A 21,038-nucleotide genomic window follows, 5' to 3' on the forward strand; every position below is an offset into this window, starting at 1 on the left:
TAGCCATGTCGTTCTGTGAGCCAAGGAGTTGAGTGTTATAGTTGTCTTCCTAAGACCGCTTGGCCTCCGACTTGCGCTCCTTGGCCCAATTCAGGTAAAAATGCACGTTGCTCTGCTCTGACATAATCGTCTCCGCTCGGTGCTTGAATTGAATGATCTCCCAAGTCAATTCTGCAGATGTTGACTTGAGTCAACCGCCCCGATTGTCTGATGCAGCGTCCCTCAGGCCGCGAGATAGGGAAACAGCCTTGCCTCATCACCGTGCGCCGTTGACCAAGTGCGCGACGGTCCGGGAGCCATCGCTGCGTAGAAGTCGCTCGGAGCCATCAACTCGGCGTCGCCTGGCAGCACATCCTCATTGAATATCTCCTCACAGGCGCGGAGAGCGTTCGCAAGGCGGTTATCTTCCGAAGGGGTGAGCTGGAAACGGCGCATCGTCTCGTTCCGGTTGGCTCGCCTGACAGGGGACATGATTGAAGCTCCGTGAATTGAACTGGCTAGGCGACCGTCCAGCCCCCATCCATCGAGAGGTTGGCGCCCGTGATTTGAGCGGCATCGTCGCTGCACAGGAACAGTGCCAGCGAAGCAACCTGTTCGGCGGTGACGAACTCCTTCGTTGGCTGCGCGGCGAGCAAGACATCATTGATGACTTCATCCCGCCGCATGCGCCGGGCCGCCATCGTGTTCGGAATTTGCTTCTCGACGAGCGGCGTCCAGACGTAGCCGGGGCTGATGCAGTTGCAGGTGATCTTCGAGCGAGCGAGTTCCAGCGCGACGGTCTTGGTAAGGCCCGCAATGCCGTGCTTGGCTGCGACATAGGCCGACTTGAAGGGCGAGGCGACCAGCGAATGCGCCGAGGCCGTGGTGATGATGCGGCCCCAGCCGCGCTTCTTCATGCCTGGTACCGCCGCGCGGATGGCATGGAAAGAGGCAGACAGGTTGATCGCGATGATCGCATCCCACTTCTCGGCGGGGAATTCCTCGATCGGCGAAACGTGCTGGATGCCGGCGTTGTTGACCAGGATGTCAACGCTGCCGAAGATCTCCTCACCGAGAGCGATGAGCTCGGCAATCTCGCTTGGCTTCGCCATGTCCGCGGGTGAGTAGATCGCCCTGACCGTGAAATCGCGTTCGATCGCGGCACGCTCCTGCTCGACATCGGCAGGCGCGCCCATGCCGTTGATGACGACGTTGGCGCCCGCGCCGGCAAAGGTTCGCGCGCACGCGAGGCCGATGCCGCTGGTCGAGCCGGTGACGACAGCTGTCTTTCCGTTCAGAAATCCCATTTCGTACACTTTCCTCACTACACATGCGAATGACGATAGCTGCTGCGCCGGAGTTCGCGGCGCCCAGTTGGTCTTAAAAGACCAAGGCTTTCTCACCGGCTCGTATCGAGCCACGCGCCGGCTGGTGCAAATAGTCGTGCACCACCGTTCCGAGGCCGAGCGTAAGGTCGGCGCGGATGTGGACGGCAGAGATGATCTCCAGGACCGGCAGGTCGGCAACGGGTGCCAAGGCATGGGGCGTCAAGGCGAGGGCCGCGGGTCCGGTCCAAGCACCCTTCAGCACGACGTCCTTAAGATGGTATTCGACGAGCTCGCAGATGCGGGGGCTGCCGTCGACGTGTGGGATGATCTTGAGCAGGAAGTTCGGCTCGTTCAGAGCCGCCTTGATTTTCGACAGGTCGGCCGCGCGGTGCTTGTAGCCCATCGTCCCGGTGGCGACCCGGAGCGGGCCGTAATCCAGCGTGCCGATCAATGTGTCGATCTCGGTTCGCAGTGTCGGCTGGGCGAGCTTCTTCGGAAAGCCCCAGAGCTCGCGCCCGCCTGCAATGGGTCCTTCATCGTTGAGGAACATGCAATGCGTATAGCCGCCCTTGCGTCCGCGAAAGGAGACGGGGATGACCTGTCCGCTTTCCGTGTAGTCGCCAAAGCCGTTCGAATCCGGCATGCGAATGAATTCATATTTAACCAAAGCTTCTCGCACGTCGACCTCAAGCGGCTCCGGAACCACCGCCTGGAGCTTGGCCGGATCGGTGCGATAGGTGATGATCAGGTATTTCGCGATCGACGAACCGGTACGGCCCGGGCGGATAGGCCGGGTTGGTCAGCGGCATCGCAAAGGCTCGTTGTTTCACGTCAATCTCGCGCATTTGTGCTCTCCAGGCGGTTGGGGTGGGCCTACTCGCGGCCGTCTTGTTCGAGATCGAACGTGAAGACACCGTCGGGGCTCGAAGGCCGCGCGAGCACCTCGGGATGGCGCAGTGTGCGCAGTGCGTCGTGGTAGCCAGCCTGCCAGTGGTCCTGCATCGAAAGGCGCGAGAACTCGTAATCCTTGGAATGCCCCTCGTGATTGCGCGCGCGATAGATCAGATGGACGATGTTGTAGACGTTGCGAGACACTGCCGTGCTGAGGAGTTTTACGTTCTCGTGCTGGCTGAGATCGTCAGGCAGTCGGCCAAGCAGATCCGTGAGTGCCCGCCGCAGGCGCTGCACGCGCTTGAATTGGTCGGTGCTGGCGCGGGTGCGGCTGGAATACTGGATCTCCTTGTGCCGCGTGACGACCTCAGCCATGTTGCGCGGAAGTTGACCGCGTGCGCTCCAGAGGTCGACCTGGAACGCAAGCATGTCCTGCGGGGCATCTGATTCGATCACCCATTGCAGCGGTGTGTTGGAGACGAGACCGCCGTCCCAATAGTGCTCCCCCTCGATTTCCACTGCGGGGAAGCCCGGCGGCAGCGCGCCGCTTGCCATGATATGCTCGGGCCGGATCGTATGAGTCGTGTTGTCGAAATAGACGAAATTCCCTGTTCGCACGTTGACCGCGCCCGCGCTCAAGCGCGTCGTTCCGTCATTGAGACGATCGAAATCGACCAGGCGCTCCAGCGTGGTCTTGAGCGCACGTGTGTCATAAATGCTGGTGGCATCGTGGGCCCCGCCGAGTTGCAGCCAGGGCGGGATGGGGCGGGCGGAGAAAAATCCGGTTGCGCCGCACGTCGCTGCCAGGCCGGCGCTCATTTGATTGATGAGGTTGCGCGTGTTGTCGCTTTTCGCCCAATCAAGGAAAGGTGTTCCGGATAGGTCCCAGGGCGCCGTTGAAGTGACCTGGGTCCAGAAGTCGCGCAGGCGCTCGACACGGGACTCAGGCGGGTTGCCCGCGATGATGGCGGCGTTGATGGCTCCGATCGAAATGCCGGCGACCCAATCGGGATGAATGCTGGCTTCGGCCAGGGCTTCGTACACGCCCGCCTGATAAGCGCCGAGCGCGCCGCCGCCTTGCAATAGCAGCGCTATGCAATCGAACGGAAGTCGTCGTTGCGCGGAAAAGAGCTCGGATCGAGGCTGGAAGTTCATGGTGCGGTTGCTCTTGAGTTTTGCGATGTGAACACGCGTTTCAGCGCTGGCTTGCGCTCTGCTTTCCGACTTTGGGCGGCTCGAGCATCACTTCTTTCAAGTGGTCCTCGGCGGCGACGACGATCACAAAATTCAGCTTGCCTTCTTGTCTCACGAGACCACCGGCGAGCGCACTGCCGGCCGCAGCTCTCTCGGCGACCTGCACCGCATCCGACATTTCCTGCTTGCTCCATTTCAAGGCAATCATCTTAGCGAGATCCTCCCGATCGAGCTCCTTCAGGGAAGACGACAGCTCCTTGCCCGTGACGCTTCCGGTATTTGCATCGATGGCGTTTTCCCAAACGCTTTCATTTCTCATCGTGCGAACGCGGTAGACGGGTGGGTTGGCAAGCTCAAAGCTGATGTCGGCAGTCTTCGAGCCGTCATGCAGGCGCTCGGCGACCTCCATTGCCCGGCTGAGCGGGACTCGTATGGTGCGGAATTCCGTGAGCACGCGCCGGATCGCGGCGTCCTCGGCTTCGCTTTGCGCCGTCGCGCTCGGCCTGTCCGCGTCTGCGGGATTTTGTGCCACGTCGGCAACGGCGTCGGTCGCCGTGAGCGCGGCGGACCATACAATCAGGGCAAACAAATGCTTCTTCGACATTGGTGAACCTCGTCTAAATTGGTCGATCGCCTACCAAAGGCGAGTGAGGGCGAACGTATCGCTGCAAGAGCTATGGCCTGCCGAGCCGCAGGATCCTGCAGTGCCATGCGGTGTCGCGCGCCGCGCGGCTCGCCGTCGTTTCTCGGCAGAGAGGGGAGAAAAGCTTGTAGGTTATCTCCGGCGAAGCCAATGCAATGGAATTTCGGGAGACGTCCTCGACCGCCGACTGTGCAAGACTGTTGCGCAGTTGTGGGGGCATCGTCACAGGAGAAACCTCGTCTTCATCGGTTTGAACGTCCGAGCCCGTGCTTTGAATCGTATCGGGTGCATGGTCCGGCTGCGAAGTGGCTGCGGCGATCTCCTTGTCGGCGGATGACCGGAGCTGATTGGTATCGATCACGACGCGCTCCGGTCCCTTGAGGCCGGAGTGGACGCGAATTGAAGGCCGCACAGCATCCGGTCCGGCAAAGTGGTCCGGGAGCTGCGCCGGCAGCACCCAGCCGGTCGCCTGAAGCAAGCAGACCAGGGTGCTGCCGACCGTAAGAAAATAGCCGCGCAAGGGAAGGCCGTGATCAGTCGATCGGCTCGCGCGCATGAACTCGAGGGATCGTCGGTTCACGGCACGCGTCGCCTGGCAGCGGAATAATTCAGTCTCATTGTCGGATACTCCAAAGGGCGCGATGCCGGCTCGCGTGCTCGGCATTTGCCACTTCAAAACTTCGGCGATGTTCGGCACGCCAGGACTCCGGATGCCGTCTCACGCGGTGTGCGCGTGATAGTCGATTTCGTCGGGCGCAACGCCTCTGCGCGCCAGTTCGGACTCGATCATGTCGAACATGCATTCGAGCGGCGCGAGCCAGACGTTGACCCAGTAAATGATGCTGTTGCGGGCCATCAGCAGAGCTGGCGTCATGCGAATGTCCTCCGTTCCTGGCCAAGCCTGACGGTACTGAGCCGGCGGACGAGGGTTCGGACCCACGCGACCATCGAGATCGTGATGCCGAGCAGCAGGCTCAGGACCACGAGACACAAAGCGAGGACAACGTTCAGCGACGCCGCGGCGAGCCCCGGTAAGGGGTTTTCACGCATCAACGCGAAGAGAAGAGTTGACATTCTCGACCTCATTAATAAACTATACCGTATATTTTATATAAAACATGCTTCATGGTTGATGTCAAAGGCAAGGGCCTCACAAACGCGTTACGGCGAAGCGAGGCTCCGCTCCGGCGAACCAGAAGCTTCAAGCGGTGAAAGGATTCGACGTGATGAGATTGACGCTGGCGCTGTTCATCGGCGCGGGGGTCGTGGCTGCGAGCTCAGCCGCGTCCGCTCAGGAGAACCGTGGCACTCCGGAGCAGAGAGCGGCCTGTGCGCCCGACGCCTTTCGTCTGTGCAGTGTCTACATTCCCGATCCGTCGGGAGTAGAAGCCTGTCTGCGGCTCAGGAAGTCGGACCTGAGCGAAGCGTGCAAAACAGTGTTCGAGCAGGCGAGCACCGGATCAGACAGGGCCAAATAGAAGCAGCTTCGCAGGGGCGAGATCAGATCCGCGTTGATTGCATCAATCCTTTTGGAAACAGGAGCGACATAATGAGTACCATGTACATACCGGCTTTGGCCGCCTTCGGCGGCTCTGCGTTCGGATCGGTTTCGACCATCGTGAGTGGATGGTTCAGCCGACGACGTAAATTGCGTGAGCGTCATCACGCCCGCTCGTTCTCGAAGCGTGAGCGGCTGTATCGCAGCTTCATCGAGGAAGCATCACGGCTCTACGCCGAGGCCCTGGTCAATGATCAGGCAGAAATTCCGCAGCTCGTCAGTCTCCATACGTTGGTGGGACGAATGCGGATTCTCTCGAGCAACGAGGTTGTTCAGGCCGCCGAGCGCACCGGGCGTCTGATCATCGAAACCTATCTGTCGCCAAATCGCACGTTTGTGGATCTGCCCAACTTCATCGAGGAAATAGATCCATTGCGCGATTTCGGCGAAGCTTGCCGTCGCGAACTCATGAACCGGCCAGCTCCGTGAGAAGCGTGATGCGGGAGCAGATTGACGACCGGACCAGGAATGCGGGCGGGCGCCGCAGGATCGTGCGGGCAGCCAAGGCCCTCTATTGTCAGATCGGTCACAACAAGACCACCGTGGCCGACATCGGCCGGAGCTTGTCGATGTCCTCAGCCAACATCTATCGCTTCTTTCGCTCAAAACAGGCGATCGAGGAGGCTGTCGTAGGTGAATTGCTCGATGAGATCGTGAGCGCGGCAGCCGAGGCGGGGCGCGGCGGCGGGTCGGTGCTGCGGCGCCTGACCGCAATCCTGAAGGCGATTGCCGAGTGTAACGAAGGTCGACCCGCAAGGGACCGGAGACTGCAGGACCTTTTGGCCTCGGCGGTTCAGCAGAATTGGTCCGTCGTCCTCGCCTACGAGGACCAGATCAGGGGGGTGGTCCGGCCAGTGATCGGCACCGGTCAAGAAAACGGGGAGTTGCGGGACGGCAGTCCGATGGCATTGACCTGCTGCCTTCTGGAGGCCCTTGATGTCTACCTCAATCCCTCGCGGACCGGAGTGACGACGCTTCGGCCGAGTTTCGAGGAAATGTTGAGTTTCTGTACGGGTGCGTTGCGCCGCACGCCGTCGGTGCAAGCGCTCGATATGGCATCGCACCTGGAGATAGCGGTGGGCCGCTGACGGATCGGCTCGGGCGGCCCGCGATCAGACGGCAGGCCTGCAACTAGTGGTACCAGTCCGACTCGCACGCCGCCAGGAAGAAGCCGACCCGTTCGCGCACGAAACCGGGAAGCTCCTTCTTCAGGTCTTTCGGCGTTTCGCCGATGAGCGAGCGAAACAGCATCGGCAGCAGGACCAGGTCAAGGAAGATCTGCGCCGTGGCGCGGCTTCGTTTGGCGCTGAACGGTCCCCTTGGTGTACGGGCAAGCTTCTGGGTGGCGTTATCCAGCCACTGCGACACCGCAGCCAGGGAGCGATCGCGCGCGGCGTCGTGGACGTTGCGGCTCAGTTCGGGAAACCGCTGAGATTCGGCGATCGTCGCCCGGACCATGCCCAGCGACTCCTCGATAACCCTATCGACAATGGCGATTCCGAGGCTCATCAACCTGTCCTCGATGGTGCGGCCTTCGGGCGAGAAGCCCTCAAAATCCGTCAGCCCGTCGATGCTGCGAGCCACCACGGCCGCGAACAGTGCTTCTTTGCCGGGGAAATGAGCATAGATGGTCGGCTTGCTCGCGGGAGCAAGTTCGGAAATGTCGTCGATGCTTGCGCTGCGGAAGCCTTTTTCGAGAAACAGTTGCTGGGCTGCATCGAGAATTCGCGCCTGCGCGTCGCCGGCAAGATCCTTGGGCGGTCTGCCTCGCTTCGTCTTCTTCATTCTTGGACCTCCAAAATCACGAATCTGTGTGCGTCGGTTTCCCACTTGACACGGGCCGCAAAGAAAGGCAAGAAAAAGAAAATATACGGTATAGTTTATTAAGTGGAGGCTCGATGGTTGCGGGCCTGGCGAATGCTCCTGCGAGGATCAGGCTCGCATAGGTGGGGCGTTCGAGCCCAATCGTCCGAGCAAAATGAGGAGAGTGTCGTGACTATCTTGAGCCCAGACCCGTCCGGCTTGCCGGAGCGCGTTCTGTTGCGCGAACTGCATCACAGGGTCACCAACGGGGTTGCCTTCGCCATCGATGTTGTCTCCGCCGCCGCCGTTCGGGTCGAGGGGAAGGAAGCCAAAAGCGCACTCAGCGATGTCGTGGAACTGCTGCACGGTTATGCCGACGTGCATCGCGCTCTGGCGATGCCTGCGGGAGATACGCTGATTCACGCCGCCACCTACATTCGCAAATTGGAAGGTGGCATGCGCCGAGCGCTGCTGGACCGGATGAACATTCAACTGGCCTTCGCGACTCACTGCCTCGCGCTTCAGCCGGAGCGCTGCTGGCACCTGGGGCTGATCGTCCATGAACTCGTGATGCACGCGGCTAGGCACGCCTGCTTCGACGGGCGGGCCGGGCAGATCAAGGTCAAGCTGACGCGCGCCGGCGCCCTGGTGAATTGCGTCGTTCTGGACAACGGCTCGCGCCCGGCGCGCGACGTCTCTGACCGCGAACTGCGAACAGCGAGAGATCTTGCCAGGGCTCTCGGCGGCCGGATCGAGCAAGGCTTTGGCGCCGAATTCACCTCGATTGTCCTCTCTTTTCCGCTCAGCGAGCGCGAACTGGGTCCAAACCGGTCAATCGCGACGCGCCAGGCGAGGGCTCCGCGCCGCACGAGAGCTGCCGCTTCAGACAAAGTGGTGTTGACGGCCAGCGCAGCGGCCGATCATCAATGCGGGCCTACCGCTGCGATAGACCCGTTTGCGGGATTGCTGTGCCAGCACGACCGCGAGCTGGTCCTCCCCTGTCGGTCCGCCGATGTCCTTGGCGGGCTGCTGTCGCCTTCCCATCCTGCGGACGCGTCATGACAACCCATTCTTCCAATCCGACCGATCCGCTTCGGACGCTCCCTGCGGCCAAGGCCCTCGTCGCGGCGGCCGTGCTTGCCGGCGTCGCGCTGAGCGGCTGCAACGACCGCGCGTCACAGACGGCCGCGCGCGCCACACTGGTCCGGACCACGATCGTGCAGCCGCGCGACCGGCAAGCCTCTCTCACGCTGACCGGGGAGATCCAGGCGCGCTTTCGTGCCGATCTATCTTTCCGCGTCAGCGGACGCGTGGTTGCCCGTACCGTGGACGTCGGTGCTCACGTCAACAAAGGCGACGTTCTCGCCCGTCTCGATCCGGCGGAGCAACAAGCCGACGTCGATGCCGCGACCGCGGCAGTGGCCTCGGCCGAAGCCCAGCTGCGCGTGGCGAAGGCTACCTTCGAACGTCAGAAAGCGCTCATCGCAAGCGGCTTCACCACCCGGACCGTGTACGACCAGGCCCAGGAAGGTTTACGAACCGCAGAGGGCGTGCTGGAAGCCGCCGAGGCCCAACTGGGCACCTCCAAGGATGCGCTCGGCTATGCCGCCCTGCGCGCTGAAGCCGACGGTGTCATTACCGCTCGAAACCTCGAGGTCGGCCAGGTCGTTCCGGCTGCCCAACCTGTGTTCTCGCTTGCCCAAGATGGGGAGCGGGATGCCGTCTTTGAGGTCTATGAATCCGTATTTCTTGGCGAGACCGATAGCCGCCGCATCACGCTGGCGCTGGTCTCCGATCCCGCCGTGACCGCGACGGGTGAGGTGAGAGAGATCTCACCGGCGATCGACGCGAAGAGCTCCACGATCCGCGTCAAGGTGTCCATCGACAATCCGCCGGCCGCGATGGCGCTGGGCAGCGCCGTCGCCGGAACTGTCAAGACGAAAGCTCAGAAGGACATCACCTTGCCCTGGAGCGCGCTGATGGCCGCAGGCAGGAGGCCTGCCGTCTGGACCGTAGACCCGAAAACGAAGACTGCGTCGCTGAAGTCCGTCACGGTCGGCGCTTATGAAGCCGGTCAGGTGCTGATCAAGGCAGGCCTCGAGCCCGGCGAGCGCGTTGTCGTCGACGGCGGCAAGCTTCTGAGTGTCGGCCAGTCGGTCACTGAGGAGGGAGATCAGTCATGAAGCGACAGGTCATGATGATCGCTGGCACGCTCGCGGCGGCCTCGTTGCTCACCGACTGCCAGCAGGAGATGAACGCGCCGGAGCCCGTGCGCCCCGTGCTCTCAATGGTGGCCAAGCCGAACAGCGGTGACAGTACGGTTGCCGTCGGCGTCGTCGAGCCGCGCTACAAGACCAACCTTGGTTTTCGCGTGCTCGGACGGCTGACTTCGCGCCCGGTCTACGTTGGCGACATCGTCAGCGAAGGACAAATCATCGGGACGATTGATCCCACTGCACTCGATCTCGCCGTTCGCGCGGCCAAAGCTCAACTTGCGAAGGCCGAGGCGCAGTTTGCGACGGCCAAGGCCACGGAGGAGCGGCAACGCACGCTCATCACCAGCGATGCGACCACCAGGCAGACGCTGGATAATGCCGAGCAGGCCCGCGCCGGCGCCGAAGCAAGCGTCGCGCAGGAGCAGGCGAACCTGACCAAAGCCATCGAGCAACTCGGCTATGCCCAGATCAAGGCCGACTTCGGCGGTGTCGTCACCGCCGTCGGCGCGGAAGTCGGCCAGGTGATCTCGCCCGGTCAAACCGTAGTGACGGTCGCGCGGCCGGACATTCGCGAGGCGGTCGTCGATATCGGGGAAGACCTACCAGTGCCGCTCGAAGTCGGTCTCCCGTTCACCGTCAGCCTGCAGCTCCTTCCCGCGGTTCAGGTCGAAGGCGGCATCCGCGAAATCGCACCGCAGGCCGATGCGGTGACGCGGCTGCGACGTGTCCGGATTGCGCTCGACAACCCGCCCGAAAGCTTCCGTCTTGGCGCGACCGTCACGGCAAAGCTCGGGAAGGACCAGAGCAAGGTCTTGCGCCTACCCGCATCAGCGGTGCTCGCCCGGGACGGCGCAGATTTCGTCTGGGTGGTCGATCAGTCCGCCGGCACCGTCTCGCTGCAGAAGATCGATGGTGTCGCCGAACAGGCGGGCATCCGCGTCACCGGCGGACTTGCCGCCGGCGCCCGCGTCGTCATCGCCGGAGTCCACAGCCTCAAGCCCGGACAACACGTCCGTATCGAACAGGATCAAGAGCCATGAAGTCGTTCAACCTTTCGGACTGGGCGCTCGGCCATCGTTCGCTCGTCTGGTATTTCATGATCGCCTTCATGGCGGCCGGCCTGTTTGCCTATCTCCAGCTGGGACGACAGGAGGATCCTGACTTCACCATCAAGACCATGGTGATCCAGGCGCAGTGGCCGGGCGCCTCGCCCGAGGAGATGACGCGTCAGGTCACCGACCGGATCGAGAAGAAGCTGGAGGAACTGGAATCGCTCGACTACACCAAGAGTGTAACGGTCGCGGGTCAGGCCACCGTCTTCGTCTACTTGCGCGATTCGACTAAGGCGGCCGACGTCAAGCCGACCTGGGTGCGCGTCCGAAACATGATCGCAGACATCAGGGGCGATTTCCCACAAGGCGTGATCGGGCCCGGTTTCAACGACCGCTTCGGTGACGTCTTCGGCAACGTCTATGCCTTCACCAGCGACGGCTTGAGCCAGCGACAGCTCCGCGATCAGGTCGAGGATGTCAGGGCCAAGGTGCTGACGGTGCCCGATGTCGGCAAGGTCGACATTCTCGGCGCACAGGACGAGGTGATTTATCTGGAATTTTCTACCCGCAAGATCGCAGCGCTCGGTCTCGACGTCCACGCCATCATGAATTCGCTCCAGGGCCAGAACGCGGTGGCGCCCTCCGGCGTGTTCCAGGAGGGGCCGGAGCGGATCAGCGTCCGCGTCAACGGCCAGTTCACCTCGGAGGCGAGCCTGAAGGCGGTCAATCTGCGCATCAACGACCGCTTCTTCCCGCTGACCGATGTCGCGACCATCACGCGCGGCTATGCCGATCCGCCGTCAACCCTGTTTCGGTACAACGGTCAGCCCGCCATCGCCCTCGCGATCGGCATGAAATCCGGCGCCAACCTGCTGCAGTTCGGCGAGGCGCTGAAGGAGGAGATGACGAAGATCATCGCCGACCTGCCGATCGGCGTCGGCGTCCACCTGGTTGCCGACCAGCCCGTCGTGGTCGAACATGCCGTCTCGGGCTTCACCGAAGCCCTGTTCGAGGCCGTGATCATCGTGCTCGGCATCAGCTTTCTGAGCCTGGGCATGCGAGCCGGTCTCGTGGTCGCCATCGCCATTCCGCTCGTGCTCGCGATCACCTTCGTCGTGATGGCCTATTGCGGCATCTCGCTGCAGCGCATTTCGCTGGGCGCCTTGATCATCGCGCTTGGCCTCTTGGTCGACGACGCCATGATCGCGGTCGAGATGATGGTGGCGCGGCTCGAGATCGGCGATCCCCTCGAAAAGGCGGCAACCCACGTCTATACGTCGACCGCGTTCCCGATGCTGACGGGAACGCTTGTCACGGTTGCTGGCTTCATCCCGATCGGGCTCAACAGCAGCAATGCCGGCGAGTTCACGTTCACGCTGTTCGTCGTGATCGCGGTGTCGCTGATCGTCTCCTGGATCGTGGCCGTCTTGTTCACGCCGTTGCTCGGCGTCACCATTCTGCGAGCGAAGATGAAGGGACACCACGAGCAAAAGGGGCGCGTCGCGCAGATGTTCGCGCGCCTGCTGCTGTTCTGCATGCATCACCGTTGGAGCACCGTCGCTGTCACGGCCGGGGCCTTCCTGCTCGCCCTGTTCGGCTTGCAGTTCGTGCAGCAGCAGTTCTTCCCCTCGTCCGACCGTGCCGAACTCGTGATCGACTGGAACCTGCCACAGAACGCTTCGATCACCGAGACCAATACCCAGATGGCGCGCTTCGAGCGCGAGCAGTTGCAGGGCAATGACTCCATCGAGCACTGGTCCACCTATGTCGGCACCGGCGCGCCGCGCTTCGTTCTGTCGTTCGACCTGCAGACCGCCAACACCTGGTTCGGTCAGCAGGTGATCGTGACCAAGGGCGGCATCGCCGCGCGCGACAAGCTCAAGTCGCAGTTCGAGGACTATTTGAGGAAGACGTTCCCGGGCACCGACACCTACGTCAAGCTGCTCGAGGTCGGCCCTCCCGTGGGACGCCCGGTGCAGTACCGCCTGAGCGGCCCCGACATCGCCGAGGTACGCAACCTCGCGCAGAAGCTCGCAGGCGTCATCCGCAGCAATCCTGACCTCGGCAATGTGGTGTTCGACTGGATGGAGCCGGCGCGCGTCGTCAAGGTCGACGTGCTCCAGGACAAGGCGCGCCAGCTCGGCGTGACCTCGGAAGATATCGCCACCACCCTGAACTCGGTGCTTCAGGGCTCGCCGGTCACGCAGGTGCGTGACAGCATTTATCTCGTCAACGTCACGGGACGAGCGACCGCGCCGGAGCGCGCTTCGATTGATACGCTGCGCGACCTGCAGATGACTGGGCTCGGCGGCCAATCGGTGCCGCTCGGCGCGGTCGCCAATCTGCGCTACGAGCTGGAGCAGCCCACGATCTGGCGCCGCGCCAGGATCCCGACGATTACTCTCAAGGCCGCCGTGGTCGGCAACGTTCAGCCGAAGACGGTCGTCGACCAGCTCGCGCCGAAGGTGGCGGAATTTACCAAGCAGCTGCCCGCGGGCTACTCGATCAAGATCGGCGGCTCGGTGGAGGAGAGTGCCAAGAGCCAGGGGCCGATCGTCGCGGTCGTACCCTTGATGCTGTTCATCATGGCGACCGTGCTGATGGTGCAGCTGCAGAGCTTTTCGCGCCTGTTTCTGGTGTTCGCTGTCGCCCCGCTCGCGCTGATCGGCGTTGTCATGGCCATGCTGCCAAGCGGCGCGCCGCTGGGCTTCGTGGCCATCCTCGGCGTGCTGGCTCTCATCGGCATCCTGGTCCGGAACTCCGTGATCCTGATCGTGCAAATCGAGGATCTCAAGAAGGAGGGCAGGCCCGCCTGGGATGCCGTGGTGGAAGCAACCGAGCACCGCATGCGACCAATCTTGTTGACCGCGGCCGCCGCAAGTCTCGCGTTGATCCCAATCGCACGCGAAATTTTCTGGGGGCCGATGGCCTATGCCATGATGGGTGGGATCATCGTCGGTACGCTGCTGACGCTGCTGTTTCTGCCGGCGCTGTATGTGGCGTGGTTTAGAATTCATCCTGATCACAGCGATCAACTGCATGGAGCCGATGCTCCGGTGCACGAAATCGCCGCGCCCGGGCGAAGCTCCCCGCGCGATGCGTCAGCGCCGACCCTTGAGCCGCAATTCTAGCAAGGGAGACGCTATGTCCCGAAAGAAACCGTTGACGCTGGCTGCGACGTTCGCAGCGATTTCGCAGGTGCCAGGTGCGGCGTTTGCGCAATTCCCGCCGCCTCGTGCTGCGGATACGATGCCAATAGCACCTGTTGCTACGCCCCACAGCGCTACCGGCGCGTCCTCATCTCCGATTAGCTCCCGCTCATCCTCCCGAGTATGCTCATGGATATCGTAGGCGCCCTGGCTTGGCTGGTTCGTGTGACGAAAACCGGCTCGATTTCAGCAGTGGCACGCAGGATCTTTTCCCTCGATCAGTATTTGGGCGTCCGTCCTCTGTGTCGAACTGCGTAGCTCGGTCTATGTTGGTTCCTAAGTCCCACTCCCGATGGTGCCGGTCTTCCAACGTGCTCGCGCAGAGGAATTTTCAATTCTGCGCGTAGCTGAATTGGTGGGTTTTGGTCTATGAAGGTCGAAAATGCTTTATCTTTCAACGGGGATTGACTGACACTCTCTCCGTCACATCATTCGGCCGACAGCGACTCGCCCGATATCGTCCAGCTTTCTCCTGTCAAAGATCGCTATCCGCAAGGTCTTGAAAGGGGTGTAATCGTCGGGCTTCGCGCCGATCCAGATGCCGGGAAGCATCATCGGCAACCGCTCGCCATGCAGCGACGTCGCCTGCAGGATGAGGTTTTCCGGGGTCAATGCCCCCGTAAAATCAGGCTGATCTGCACACCGAGGATCTCTGGTGTAGCCACATGCCGCTCGTCGTCAGATTGCGGCTGTCGCTGCCACGATGGTGTCGCGCAGCCAGCGATGGGCCGGCACGTCGTCGAACCGGCGGTGCCACATCATGACGCTGCGCAGCCTGGGAGTGTCGAATGGAAGCTCGTGGATCTCGATGGCATGGGCCCGACGAAACTCCTGCGCGAGCTTGCGCCCGAGGATGGCGATCAAGTTGGATTGGACCAGAACAGCACCAGCGGACAGATAGGGCACGTCAAGTGCAACGGTGCGGGTCCCCTTCTGCGTCAATGCCTGATCGATGAACTCCAGATCCTCGCCACTTGAGCTGATCGCAAGATGGGGCGTTGCCGCGAGGGCCTCGACCGTCAGCTTCTTCCGTAGCGCGGGGTGGCCGCCTCTCAAAGCCGCGACATAGCGATCATCGATCAATAGCCGCGAGGCAAATCGCTCGCCGGCCGCTTCCCTCGCGGCGATCGCGAGATCGAGTTCGCCGCGATCGAGCCGATCGGCAAGATTGAGCGTGCCGCTCGGGACCAACGACAACCGCACTTTCGGCGCCTGGGCGCGGACGGCGGCCACGATAGGGCCCACCGCGACGACTGCGGCATAATTGTTGACCGCGATGGCAAAGCGCCGGTCGGCCGTGGACGGCTCGAAGCTGTCGCCTTCCACTGCGAGCTGGAGCTCGTTGAGCGCTTTTCGGACCGGTAGCGCAAGCTGCTCGGCCCGCGGCGTCGGCATCATTCCCGACGGCGTGCGGACGAACAATTTATCCTTCAGCGCGTGTCGAAGCCTGTTCAGCGCGTGGCTGACTGCGGGTTGGCTGATCGAAAGCGCATCGGCCGCCCGCACGACGCTTCTCTCACGCAGTACGGCGTCAAATACCAGCAGCAGATTGAGATCGAGATTGCGAAGTCTCATGGCGGACTAGATGCACAACGTGAATTGAGAGATAAAGGCAATTCATTTGAATAATAGGCTGAGGAACGCCAGTTTCCCAGCATGTTCTTCGTCAGTCACACCGCGACGCCCTCGGCGCGGCCCAATGCAAGGATCATGGTCGTGCTGATTGCCGGCCCGGAACCGTCGACCCTAGCGCCGGAAGATCTGGCGCCCTGGCGGCAGCTAATCCCCTCCGCAATGTGGGCTCTCATCGGCCTGACCCAGGTCAACCGGACCACGATTCTCGACAATATCGCCGCGCTGATGAAGCGAAGGGCGGCCAACCCCCGGCGGTTGATTCTCCTCGGTTGTGGCGAAACCGGGCGTCGAGCGTTCGAGCTCGTCGCCCAAGGTACGATCGACTGCGCAGGGATCGTCGCGATCGACATACCCTGCCACCCGCTCTCGTTCGCCATCGTTCCAACGCCTACGGCTATCCGCCTCGTCGTGCATCACCACGGCTCGGGGCGGGCCGGAGATGGCCTCGTCGAACAATTGCAGCGCGCGAACATTGACGTTCGCGTCATCGGACTTGGTGCTGTCGCCAACAAATCAGCGACAATCGCGAGCGCTGCGGAAGCCTTTGTGCTGGAGCTGGCCGCGATGGTCGGTCGTCACAGCGGACACGGAGCTTGAAGATGATGATGCCAAGACCTCTGAAGATGGCGGGTGCAGCTCTTCTAGTCACCGCGGCGGCCGGCTTTGGCGGATATATCTGGCTGGGCTCGGCGAAAAGCGCCGCGTCCCGTGGCGAGGCCTCCCGCACGCCTGTCCCCATACAGGCCGCTATCCCGGTGACAGCCGCAGGCGTCGCGCAAGGTGATGCGCCCATCGTTGTGGAAGGTCTTGGCACAGTCAGCCCGCTCAACACCGCGACCATTCGTACTCAGGTGCAGGGCACTCTCGAAAGCGTCGACTTTGTCGAGGGACAGGAGGTGAAACGTGGCCAGGTGCTGGCCCGCATCGATCAGCGCGTCTACGAGGCGCAGGTGGACCAGGCGGACGCGGCGCTCGCTCGCGACCAGGCAAGCCTGAAAAATGCGAAGGCAAACCTAGCGCGGACACGACCGCTTGCGGACCGTGGCTTTGCCACCCAGCAAGCGCTGGATACGCAGAATTCGCAGGTGGCGCAGGGCGAGGGTACCATTCAGCTCGACCAGGCAGCGCTCGAGGCGGCGCAAACGCAGTTGAGCTTCACCACGATCACCGCGCCATTGGATGGCGTTACCGGCATCCGCCGAATCGATCCAGGCAATATCGTCCAGCCCAGTGATCCCAACGGTCTCGTCGTGCTGACCCAGCTGCAGCCGATCGCAGTAATCTTCACCTTGCCATCCACCGAGATCCCCGATGTGCAGAAGGCGATTGCGGCGGGAGACGTCGCGGTCGACGCCTATGATGCTTCGAACCGCCGCCGGCTCGATCATGGCAGCCTGATGCTGATCGACAATCAGGTGGACAGCTCGACCGGCACGGTGCGGCTCAAGGCCTCCTTTCCCAATGCCGCCCGGACTCTCTGGCCCGGCGCGTTCGTCAACATCCATCTGACCATCGCGGTCCGCAAGAATGCGCTGACCGTGCCACTGACGGCGGTCCAGCAGGGCCCGAACGGCGCCTTTGTGTACGTGATCGGGCCCGACCACAAGGTAACTGTGCACCAGGTCGTAGCGGGGCAATCGCGTGCCGGCAAGGTGCTGATCGAGCAGGGGCTGTCACCGAACGAGACCGTGGTGACCGCAGGTCAATACCGGCTCAGCGCGGGAACGACGGTCGAACTCGTTCCGGACAGCCAGAGCCGCCGGGTTCAGAACGCCACCACCGCAAGTGCAGGGATGCTGCCATGAACGTTTCAGCAGGGTTTATTCGCAAACCCGTCGCGACCGCTTTTCTCACCATTGGGATTACCCTGATCGGGTTGGTTGCCTTCTTTCAACTGCCGATCTCGGCGTTGCCGACGGTGGATACGCCCACGATCCAAGTGACCGCGCAGTTGCCGGGCGCCGATCCGCAGACCATGGGCTCCTCGGTTGCAACGCCCTTAGAGCGGCAATTCGGCCAGATTGCAGGGCTGACCGTCATGAGCTCGAGCAGCGGGCTCGGCAATACGCAGATCACCCTGCAATTTGCGCTGAACCGCAGCGTCGATGCCGCCGCACAGGACGTGCAGACGGCGATCAATGCGGCCTCAGGCCAGTTGCCGAAGAACATGCCGTCACCGCCGATCTTCCGGAAGATCAACCCAGCCGATGTCCCGGTGCTTTTGATCGCATTGACGTCGGACACCCAGCCGCTCACCAAGGTCAACGACTATGCCGACAGCATTTTGGGGCAAAAACTCTCCCAGGTGCCGGGCGTGTCGCTGGTCACAATCGGCGGCGCGCAGAAGCCGTCGATCCGGGTACAGGTCAACCCGGCGAAGCTCGCGGCGGCGGGGCTCGATCTCGAACAGCTCCGTGCAACGCTGGGCGTCGCGACCGTCAACCAGCCGAAGGGCGCGCTCTACGGGGCGCAGCAATCCTTCACGCTGGCCACTAACGACCAGATCCTGACCGCCAAGGGCTATGACGACCTCATCATCGCCTATCGGCATGGCGCGCCGCTGAGGCTTCGCGACGTCGGCCAGGCGATCGTCGCCGCCGAGGACATTACGCTGCATGGCTGGTTCAACGACAAGCCGGCCGTCGTCCTTGCGATTCAGCGGCAGCCCGGCGCCAACGTAATCGCCACCGTCGACCGGATCAAGCAGCTGCTTCCGCAGCTGATCTCAGGCCTGCCGTCTGACATCAAGGTCGAGATTGCCTCCGACCGCACCCAGACCATCCGCGCGAGCGTGGCGGACGTGCAGTTCACATTGGTGCTGACGATCGCTTTGGTCGTAGGCGTGATCTTCCTGTTCCTGCGCAACGTCCGAGCGACCCTGATCCCCGGCATCTCCGTGCCGATCTCCCTGATCGGCACCTTCGGGGTGATGTATCTGTTCAACTACAGCCTCGACAACCTGTCGCTGATGGGACTGTCGATCGCGGTCGGTTTCGTGGTCGACGACGCCATCGTGATGATCGAGAACATTTCGCGGCATATCGAGGAAGGCTTGCCGCCATTTGAGGCGGCGTTGAAAGGGGCTGGCGAGATCGGCTTCACCATCATGTCGATCTCGGTGTCGCTGGTGGCGGTGTTCATTCCGCTGCTCTTGATGAGGGGCGTCATCGGACGCATGTTCCAGGAATTCGCCGTCACGGTGTGCGTCGCGATCGCGGTATCCGTTATCGTCTCGGTGACGCTGACACCAATGATGTGCGCCTACCTTCTCGACTCAGGGCACGGCGCGAACCCGGGAGCGCTGTTGCGCGGCCTTGAGCGGGGCTTTGTCGCGATCCAGGCCGGCTACGAAGCCGTGCTCCGGCTCACGCTGCGGTTCAAGCCGCTAACCATGGCGGTGTTGCTCGCAAGCGTAGGAGTCACAGGTGTGCTGTTCGCGGGCATTCCGAAAGGGTTCTTCCCTCAGCAGGACACCGGCATGATCGCCGGCATCACGGAGGCGTCCGCCGATGTCTCGCCGAGCCAAATGGCGGAGCTGCAGCGTCATGTCATCGACATCATCGCAAAAGACCCTTCGGTCGCCAATGCAACCGGCTATATCGGGCCGGGCGGCCCGACCGTCACCGAGAACAACGGTCGCCTGTTCGTGCTGCTCAAGCCGCGCGCGCAGCGGCAGTACTCGTCCGACCAGGTGATCCGTCAGCTCGATGCCAAGCTGCAGACGCAAAAGGGCATTCAGGTGTTCATGCAGTCCACGCAGGACATCAACCTTGCGAGCCGGCTATCGAAGACGCAGTATCAGTTCACGCTGACGGATGTGAATCAGGACGAGCTCAACAGCTGGTCCGACAAGCTGTTCAATAAGCTCAAGACGCTGCCGGAACTGGCCGACGTCGCGACCGACCAGGCCAATGCCGCCCGCCAGCTCAAGCTGAATATCGACCGCGACGCCGCGTCTCGGTTGGGCATCGATCCCGCGGCGGTCGACAATGCGCTCTATGATGCGTTCGGTCAGCGCCACGTCGCCCAGATCTTCACGACGCTCAACACCTACTATGTCATCCTGGAAGCCGATCCTTCGTTCCAGCTTGGGCCCTATGCGTTGAACCGCATTTATGTCAGCTCCTCCAACGGGTCTATGGTGCCGCTGAGCCAGTTCACCTCGATCGAATACGGTGTTGCACCGCTCTCAGTGAACCACCAGAGCCAGTTTCCGTCGGTGACATTGAGCTTCAACCTCGCGCCCGGGACGGCGGTGGGTACGGCGGTAGCTGCCGTGCAGAAAGCCACGGCCGACTTGCACATGCCTTCGACAGTCGCGACCAGCTTCCAGGGCAATGCCCAGGCATTCCAATCCTCGCTGTCTTCTACGCCGATCCTCATCGTTGCCGCCGTGATCGCCGTCTACCTCATCCTGGGCATGCTGTATGAAAGCGCTATTCACCCGGTCACCATTCTGTCGACGCTGCCGTCCGCAGGGCTGGGCGCTCTGCTGACGCTCTGGGCGTTCGGCTTCGGTCTCGACGTGATTGGGTTGATCGGGATTATCCTGCTGATCGGCATCGTGCAGAAGAACGGCATTATGCTGATCGATTTCGCGCTCGAAGCCGAGCGCAACAGAGGGCTAACGGCCGAGCAATCGGCATACGAAGCCTGCCGCATCCGGTTTCGTCCAATCCTCATGACGACGATGTGCGCGATGCTCGGCGGCGTGCCGTTGATGATCGGCACCGGCACCGGCGCAGAGCTACGCCAGCCGCTAGGATACGCCATAGTCGGTGGCCTGATTGTATCTCAGCTGATGACGCTGTTCACCACGCCGGTTGTCTACATCTACCTCGATGGGATGAGCCGGTGGTTTGCCGGCCTGCGTGCGAAGGTTTGGCCCTCGCGAGGCGACCACGGAGCCGGCGCCGCGGAGACGGTTTCGTAAACGCTGCAGGAGATATTCGAGTGCCCTAGACATGCTCGGGTCAGCTGCGTCGCTTTGACAACTCTGCGCACGTTCTGGCTCGCCCAGGCGCTGGTGACCGCGTCGGGCGACATCGACGGACAGGCGCTGCTTCGCGGGATCGATCTGAGCCCTTGGGCCGCGGCAGCGGCCATTTTTTGGTGTGCCGAGCATGTTCGACAGCTTGGAGGTGGAAGTCCTTTACCCAGCCTGATGGCGGCGAAGGGTTAGCGAAGCGCAAGGGCGTCATCGCGAGGTGGGGTCTGAAGGAAGCGTGGAGCAAACCTGCGGCCCGATGGACAAAAACCGGATAACGAGGCCTACCCAACTGGACGAGCGAGCCAATGATCGCAAAGTCCACAGTCATCAAGGGTTGGGGTGGTAAATCCGGCGGGCGTGCAGGGAAGGCGGTCGAACTTACCTCGGGAGATCTTCGGCGTGTCCGGGCGACCGGACTGAGCGGGCCGCAAGGTCCGTGATCGCGACGGAGAAGTCAGCAGACGGCATAGTGTGCGCTGGGCAGCGCATGAGTCAGGAGGGTTCAAGTCCCTCCGGCGCTCGAATGAGGGGCGCCGTATC

General features: G+C 62.3%; 20 protein-coding genes and 1 pseudogene. 10 read left to right on the forward strand and 11 right to left on the reverse strand.

Going from position 1 to position 21,038, the window contains the following annotated elements:
- Window positions 1–222: 222 nt before the first annotated feature.
- The 8 genes and pseudogenes from Q2M23_RS40750 to Q2M23_RS40785 form a co-directional block, all read right to left on the reverse strand.
- Window positions 223–435: a hypothetical protein gene (locus Q2M23_RS40750; protein WP_316399087.1), complete on the reverse strand. Its 213-nt coding sequence runs from the start codon at window positions 433–435 to the stop codon at window positions 223–225.
- A gap of 62 nt (window positions 436–497) precedes the next feature.
- On the reverse strand, window positions 498–1,286 hold the full coding sequence (locus tag Q2M23_RS40755; RefSeq protein ID WP_168856793.1) for a 3-hydroxybutyrate dehydrogenase: 789 nt from the start codon (window positions 1,284–1,286) through the stop codon (window positions 498–500).
- Window positions 1,287–1,359: 73 nt separating this feature from the next.
- Window positions 1,360–2,152: pseudogene (locus Q2M23_RS40760) on the reverse strand (acetoacetate decarboxylase).
- Between the two features lie 28 nt (window positions 2,153–2,180).
- Window positions 2,181–3,353, reverse strand: a complete 1,173-nt coding sequence (locus Q2M23_RS40765) for a DUF3734 domain-containing protein (RefSeq protein WP_316399088.1) — start codon at window positions 3,351–3,353, stop codon at window positions 2,181–2,183.
- Window positions 3,354–3,393: 40 nt separating this feature from the next.
- Complete coding sequence (locus Q2M23_RS40770) at window positions 3,394–3,996, reverse strand: PepSY domain-containing protein (RefSeq protein ID WP_316399089.1); 603 nt, start codon at window positions 3,994–3,996, stop codon at window positions 3,394–3,396.
- 70 nt (window positions 3,997–4,066) lie between these two features.
- Window positions 4,067–4,732 (reverse strand): hypothetical protein, encoded by a 666-nt coding sequence (locus Q2M23_RS40775; RefSeq protein WP_316399090.1) that lies wholly within the window; start codon window positions 4,730–4,732, stop codon window positions 4,067–4,069.
- Window positions 4,733–4,753: 21 nt separating this feature from the next.
- On the reverse strand, window positions 4,754–4,909 hold the full coding sequence (locus Q2M23_RS40780) for a hypothetical protein (protein WP_168857423.1): 156 nt from the start codon (window positions 4,907–4,909) through the stop codon (window positions 4,754–4,756).
- On the reverse strand, window positions 4,906–5,109 hold the full coding sequence (locus Q2M23_RS40785; RefSeq protein ID WP_141340181.1) for a hypothetical protein: 204 nt from the start codon (window positions 5,107–5,109) through the stop codon (window positions 4,906–4,908). Before Q2M23_RS40785 ends, Q2M23_RS40780 begins: the two co-directional genes overlap by 4 nt.
- A gap of 134 nt (window positions 5,110–5,243) precedes the next feature.
- Here Q2M23_RS40785 and Q2M23_RS40790 point away from each other — a divergent pair, with 134 nt between their 5' ends.
- From Q2M23_RS40790 to Q2M23_RS40800, 3 genes are all read left to right on the forward strand, one after another.
- Window positions 5,244–5,513 (forward strand): hypothetical protein, encoded by a 270-nt coding sequence (locus tag Q2M23_RS40790; protein ID WP_229189048.1) that lies wholly within the window; start codon window positions 5,244–5,246, stop codon window positions 5,511–5,513.
- Between the two features lie 71 nt (window positions 5,514–5,584).
- On the forward strand, window positions 5,585–6,022 hold the full coding sequence (locus Q2M23_RS40795; RefSeq protein ID WP_168857422.1) for a hypothetical protein: 438 nt from the start codon (window positions 5,585–5,587) through the stop codon (window positions 6,020–6,022).
- Window positions 6,023–6,030: 8 nt separating this feature from the next.
- A complete protein-coding gene (locus Q2M23_RS40800) occupies window positions 6,031–6,681 on the forward strand; it encodes a TetR/AcrR family transcriptional regulator (protein WP_316399091.1) in 651 nt (216 codons plus the stop codon).
- Window positions 6,682–6,724: 43 nt separating this feature from the next.
- Here Q2M23_RS40800 and Q2M23_RS40805 read toward each other — a convergent pair whose 3' ends face one another.
- Entirely contained in the window at window positions 6,725–7,378 is a 654-nt protein-coding gene (locus tag Q2M23_RS40805) for a TetR/AcrR family transcriptional regulator (RefSeq protein ID WP_316399092.1), read from the reverse strand.
- Between the two features lie 207 nt (window positions 7,379–7,585).
- Between Q2M23_RS40805 and Q2M23_RS40810 the strand changes: the two genes are divergently transcribed.
- Genes Q2M23_RS40810 through Q2M23_RS40825 form a run of 4 tightly spaced genes read left to right on the forward strand, consistent with a single transcriptional unit; the run spans window position 7,586 to window position 13,795 of the window.
- A complete protein-coding gene (locus tag Q2M23_RS40810) occupies window positions 7,586–8,458 on the forward strand; it encodes a sensor histidine kinase (protein ID WP_316399093.1) in 873 nt (290 codons plus the stop codon).
- Window positions 8,455–9,579 (forward strand): efflux RND transporter periplasmic adaptor subunit, encoded by a 1,125-nt coding sequence (locus Q2M23_RS40815; RefSeq protein WP_316399094.1) that lies wholly within the window; start codon window positions 8,455–8,457, stop codon window positions 9,577–9,579. Before Q2M23_RS40810 ends, Q2M23_RS40815 begins: the two co-directional genes overlap by 4 nt.
- Window positions 9,576–10,652, forward strand: coding sequence for an efflux RND transporter periplasmic adaptor subunit (locus Q2M23_RS40820; protein WP_316399095.1), 1,077 nt, complete (start codon window positions 9,576–9,578; stop codon window positions 10,650–10,652). The genes Q2M23_RS40815 and Q2M23_RS40820 overlap by 4 nt, the downstream gene beginning before the upstream one ends.
- Entirely contained in the window at window positions 10,649–13,795 is a 3,147-nt protein-coding gene (locus Q2M23_RS40825; RefSeq protein ID WP_316399096.1) for an efflux RND transporter permease subunit, read from the forward strand. Before Q2M23_RS40820 ends, Q2M23_RS40825 begins: the two co-directional genes overlap by 4 nt.
- 501 nt (window positions 13,796–14,296) lie before the next feature.
- Here the strand turns inward: Q2M23_RS40825 and Q2M23_RS40830 are convergent.
- Both Q2M23_RS40830 and Q2M23_RS40835 read right to left on the reverse strand, forming a co-directional pair.
- Window positions 14,297–14,485, reverse strand: coding sequence for a hypothetical protein (locus tag Q2M23_RS40830; protein WP_316399097.1), 189 nt, complete (start codon window positions 14,483–14,485; stop codon window positions 14,297–14,299).
- A gap of 66 nt (window positions 14,486–14,551) precedes the next feature.
- Window positions 14,552–15,448, reverse strand: a complete 897-nt coding sequence (locus Q2M23_RS40835) for a LysR family transcriptional regulator (RefSeq protein ID WP_316399098.1) — start codon at window positions 15,446–15,448, stop codon at window positions 14,552–14,554.
- Between the two features lie 81 nt (window positions 15,449–15,529).
- On the opposite strand from Q2M23_RS40835, the gene Q2M23_RS40840 reads away from it, so the two are divergent.
- The 3 genes from Q2M23_RS40840 to Q2M23_RS40850 are packed head-to-tail and all read left to right on the forward strand — an operon-like array spanning window position 15,530 to window position 20,441.
- On the forward strand, window positions 15,530–16,105 hold the full coding sequence (locus Q2M23_RS40840) for a hypothetical protein (protein ID WP_316399099.1): 576 nt from the start codon (window positions 15,530–15,532) through the stop codon (window positions 16,103–16,105).
- Between the two features lie 2 nt (window positions 16,106–16,107).
- Window positions 16,108–17,313: an efflux RND transporter periplasmic adaptor subunit gene (locus tag Q2M23_RS40845; protein WP_316399101.1), complete on the forward strand. Its 1,206-nt coding sequence runs from the start codon at window positions 16,108–16,110 to the stop codon at window positions 17,311–17,313.
- The gene (locus Q2M23_RS40850) at window positions 17,310–20,441 is read left to right on the forward strand and encodes an efflux RND transporter permease subunit (RefSeq protein WP_316399100.1); all 3,132 of its coding nucleotides are present in this window, start codon (window positions 17,310–17,312) and stop codon (window positions 20,439–20,441) included. The genes Q2M23_RS40845 and Q2M23_RS40850 overlap by 4 nt, the downstream gene beginning before the upstream one ends.
- Window positions 20,442–21,038 lie beyond the last annotated feature (597 nt).

Origin of the sequence: Bradyrhizobium sp. 33ap4 (assembly GCF_032654765.1) — a bacterium.
GTDB lineage: Bacteria > Pseudomonadota > Alphaproteobacteria > Rhizobiales > Xanthobacteraceae > Bradyrhizobium > Bradyrhizobium australafricanum.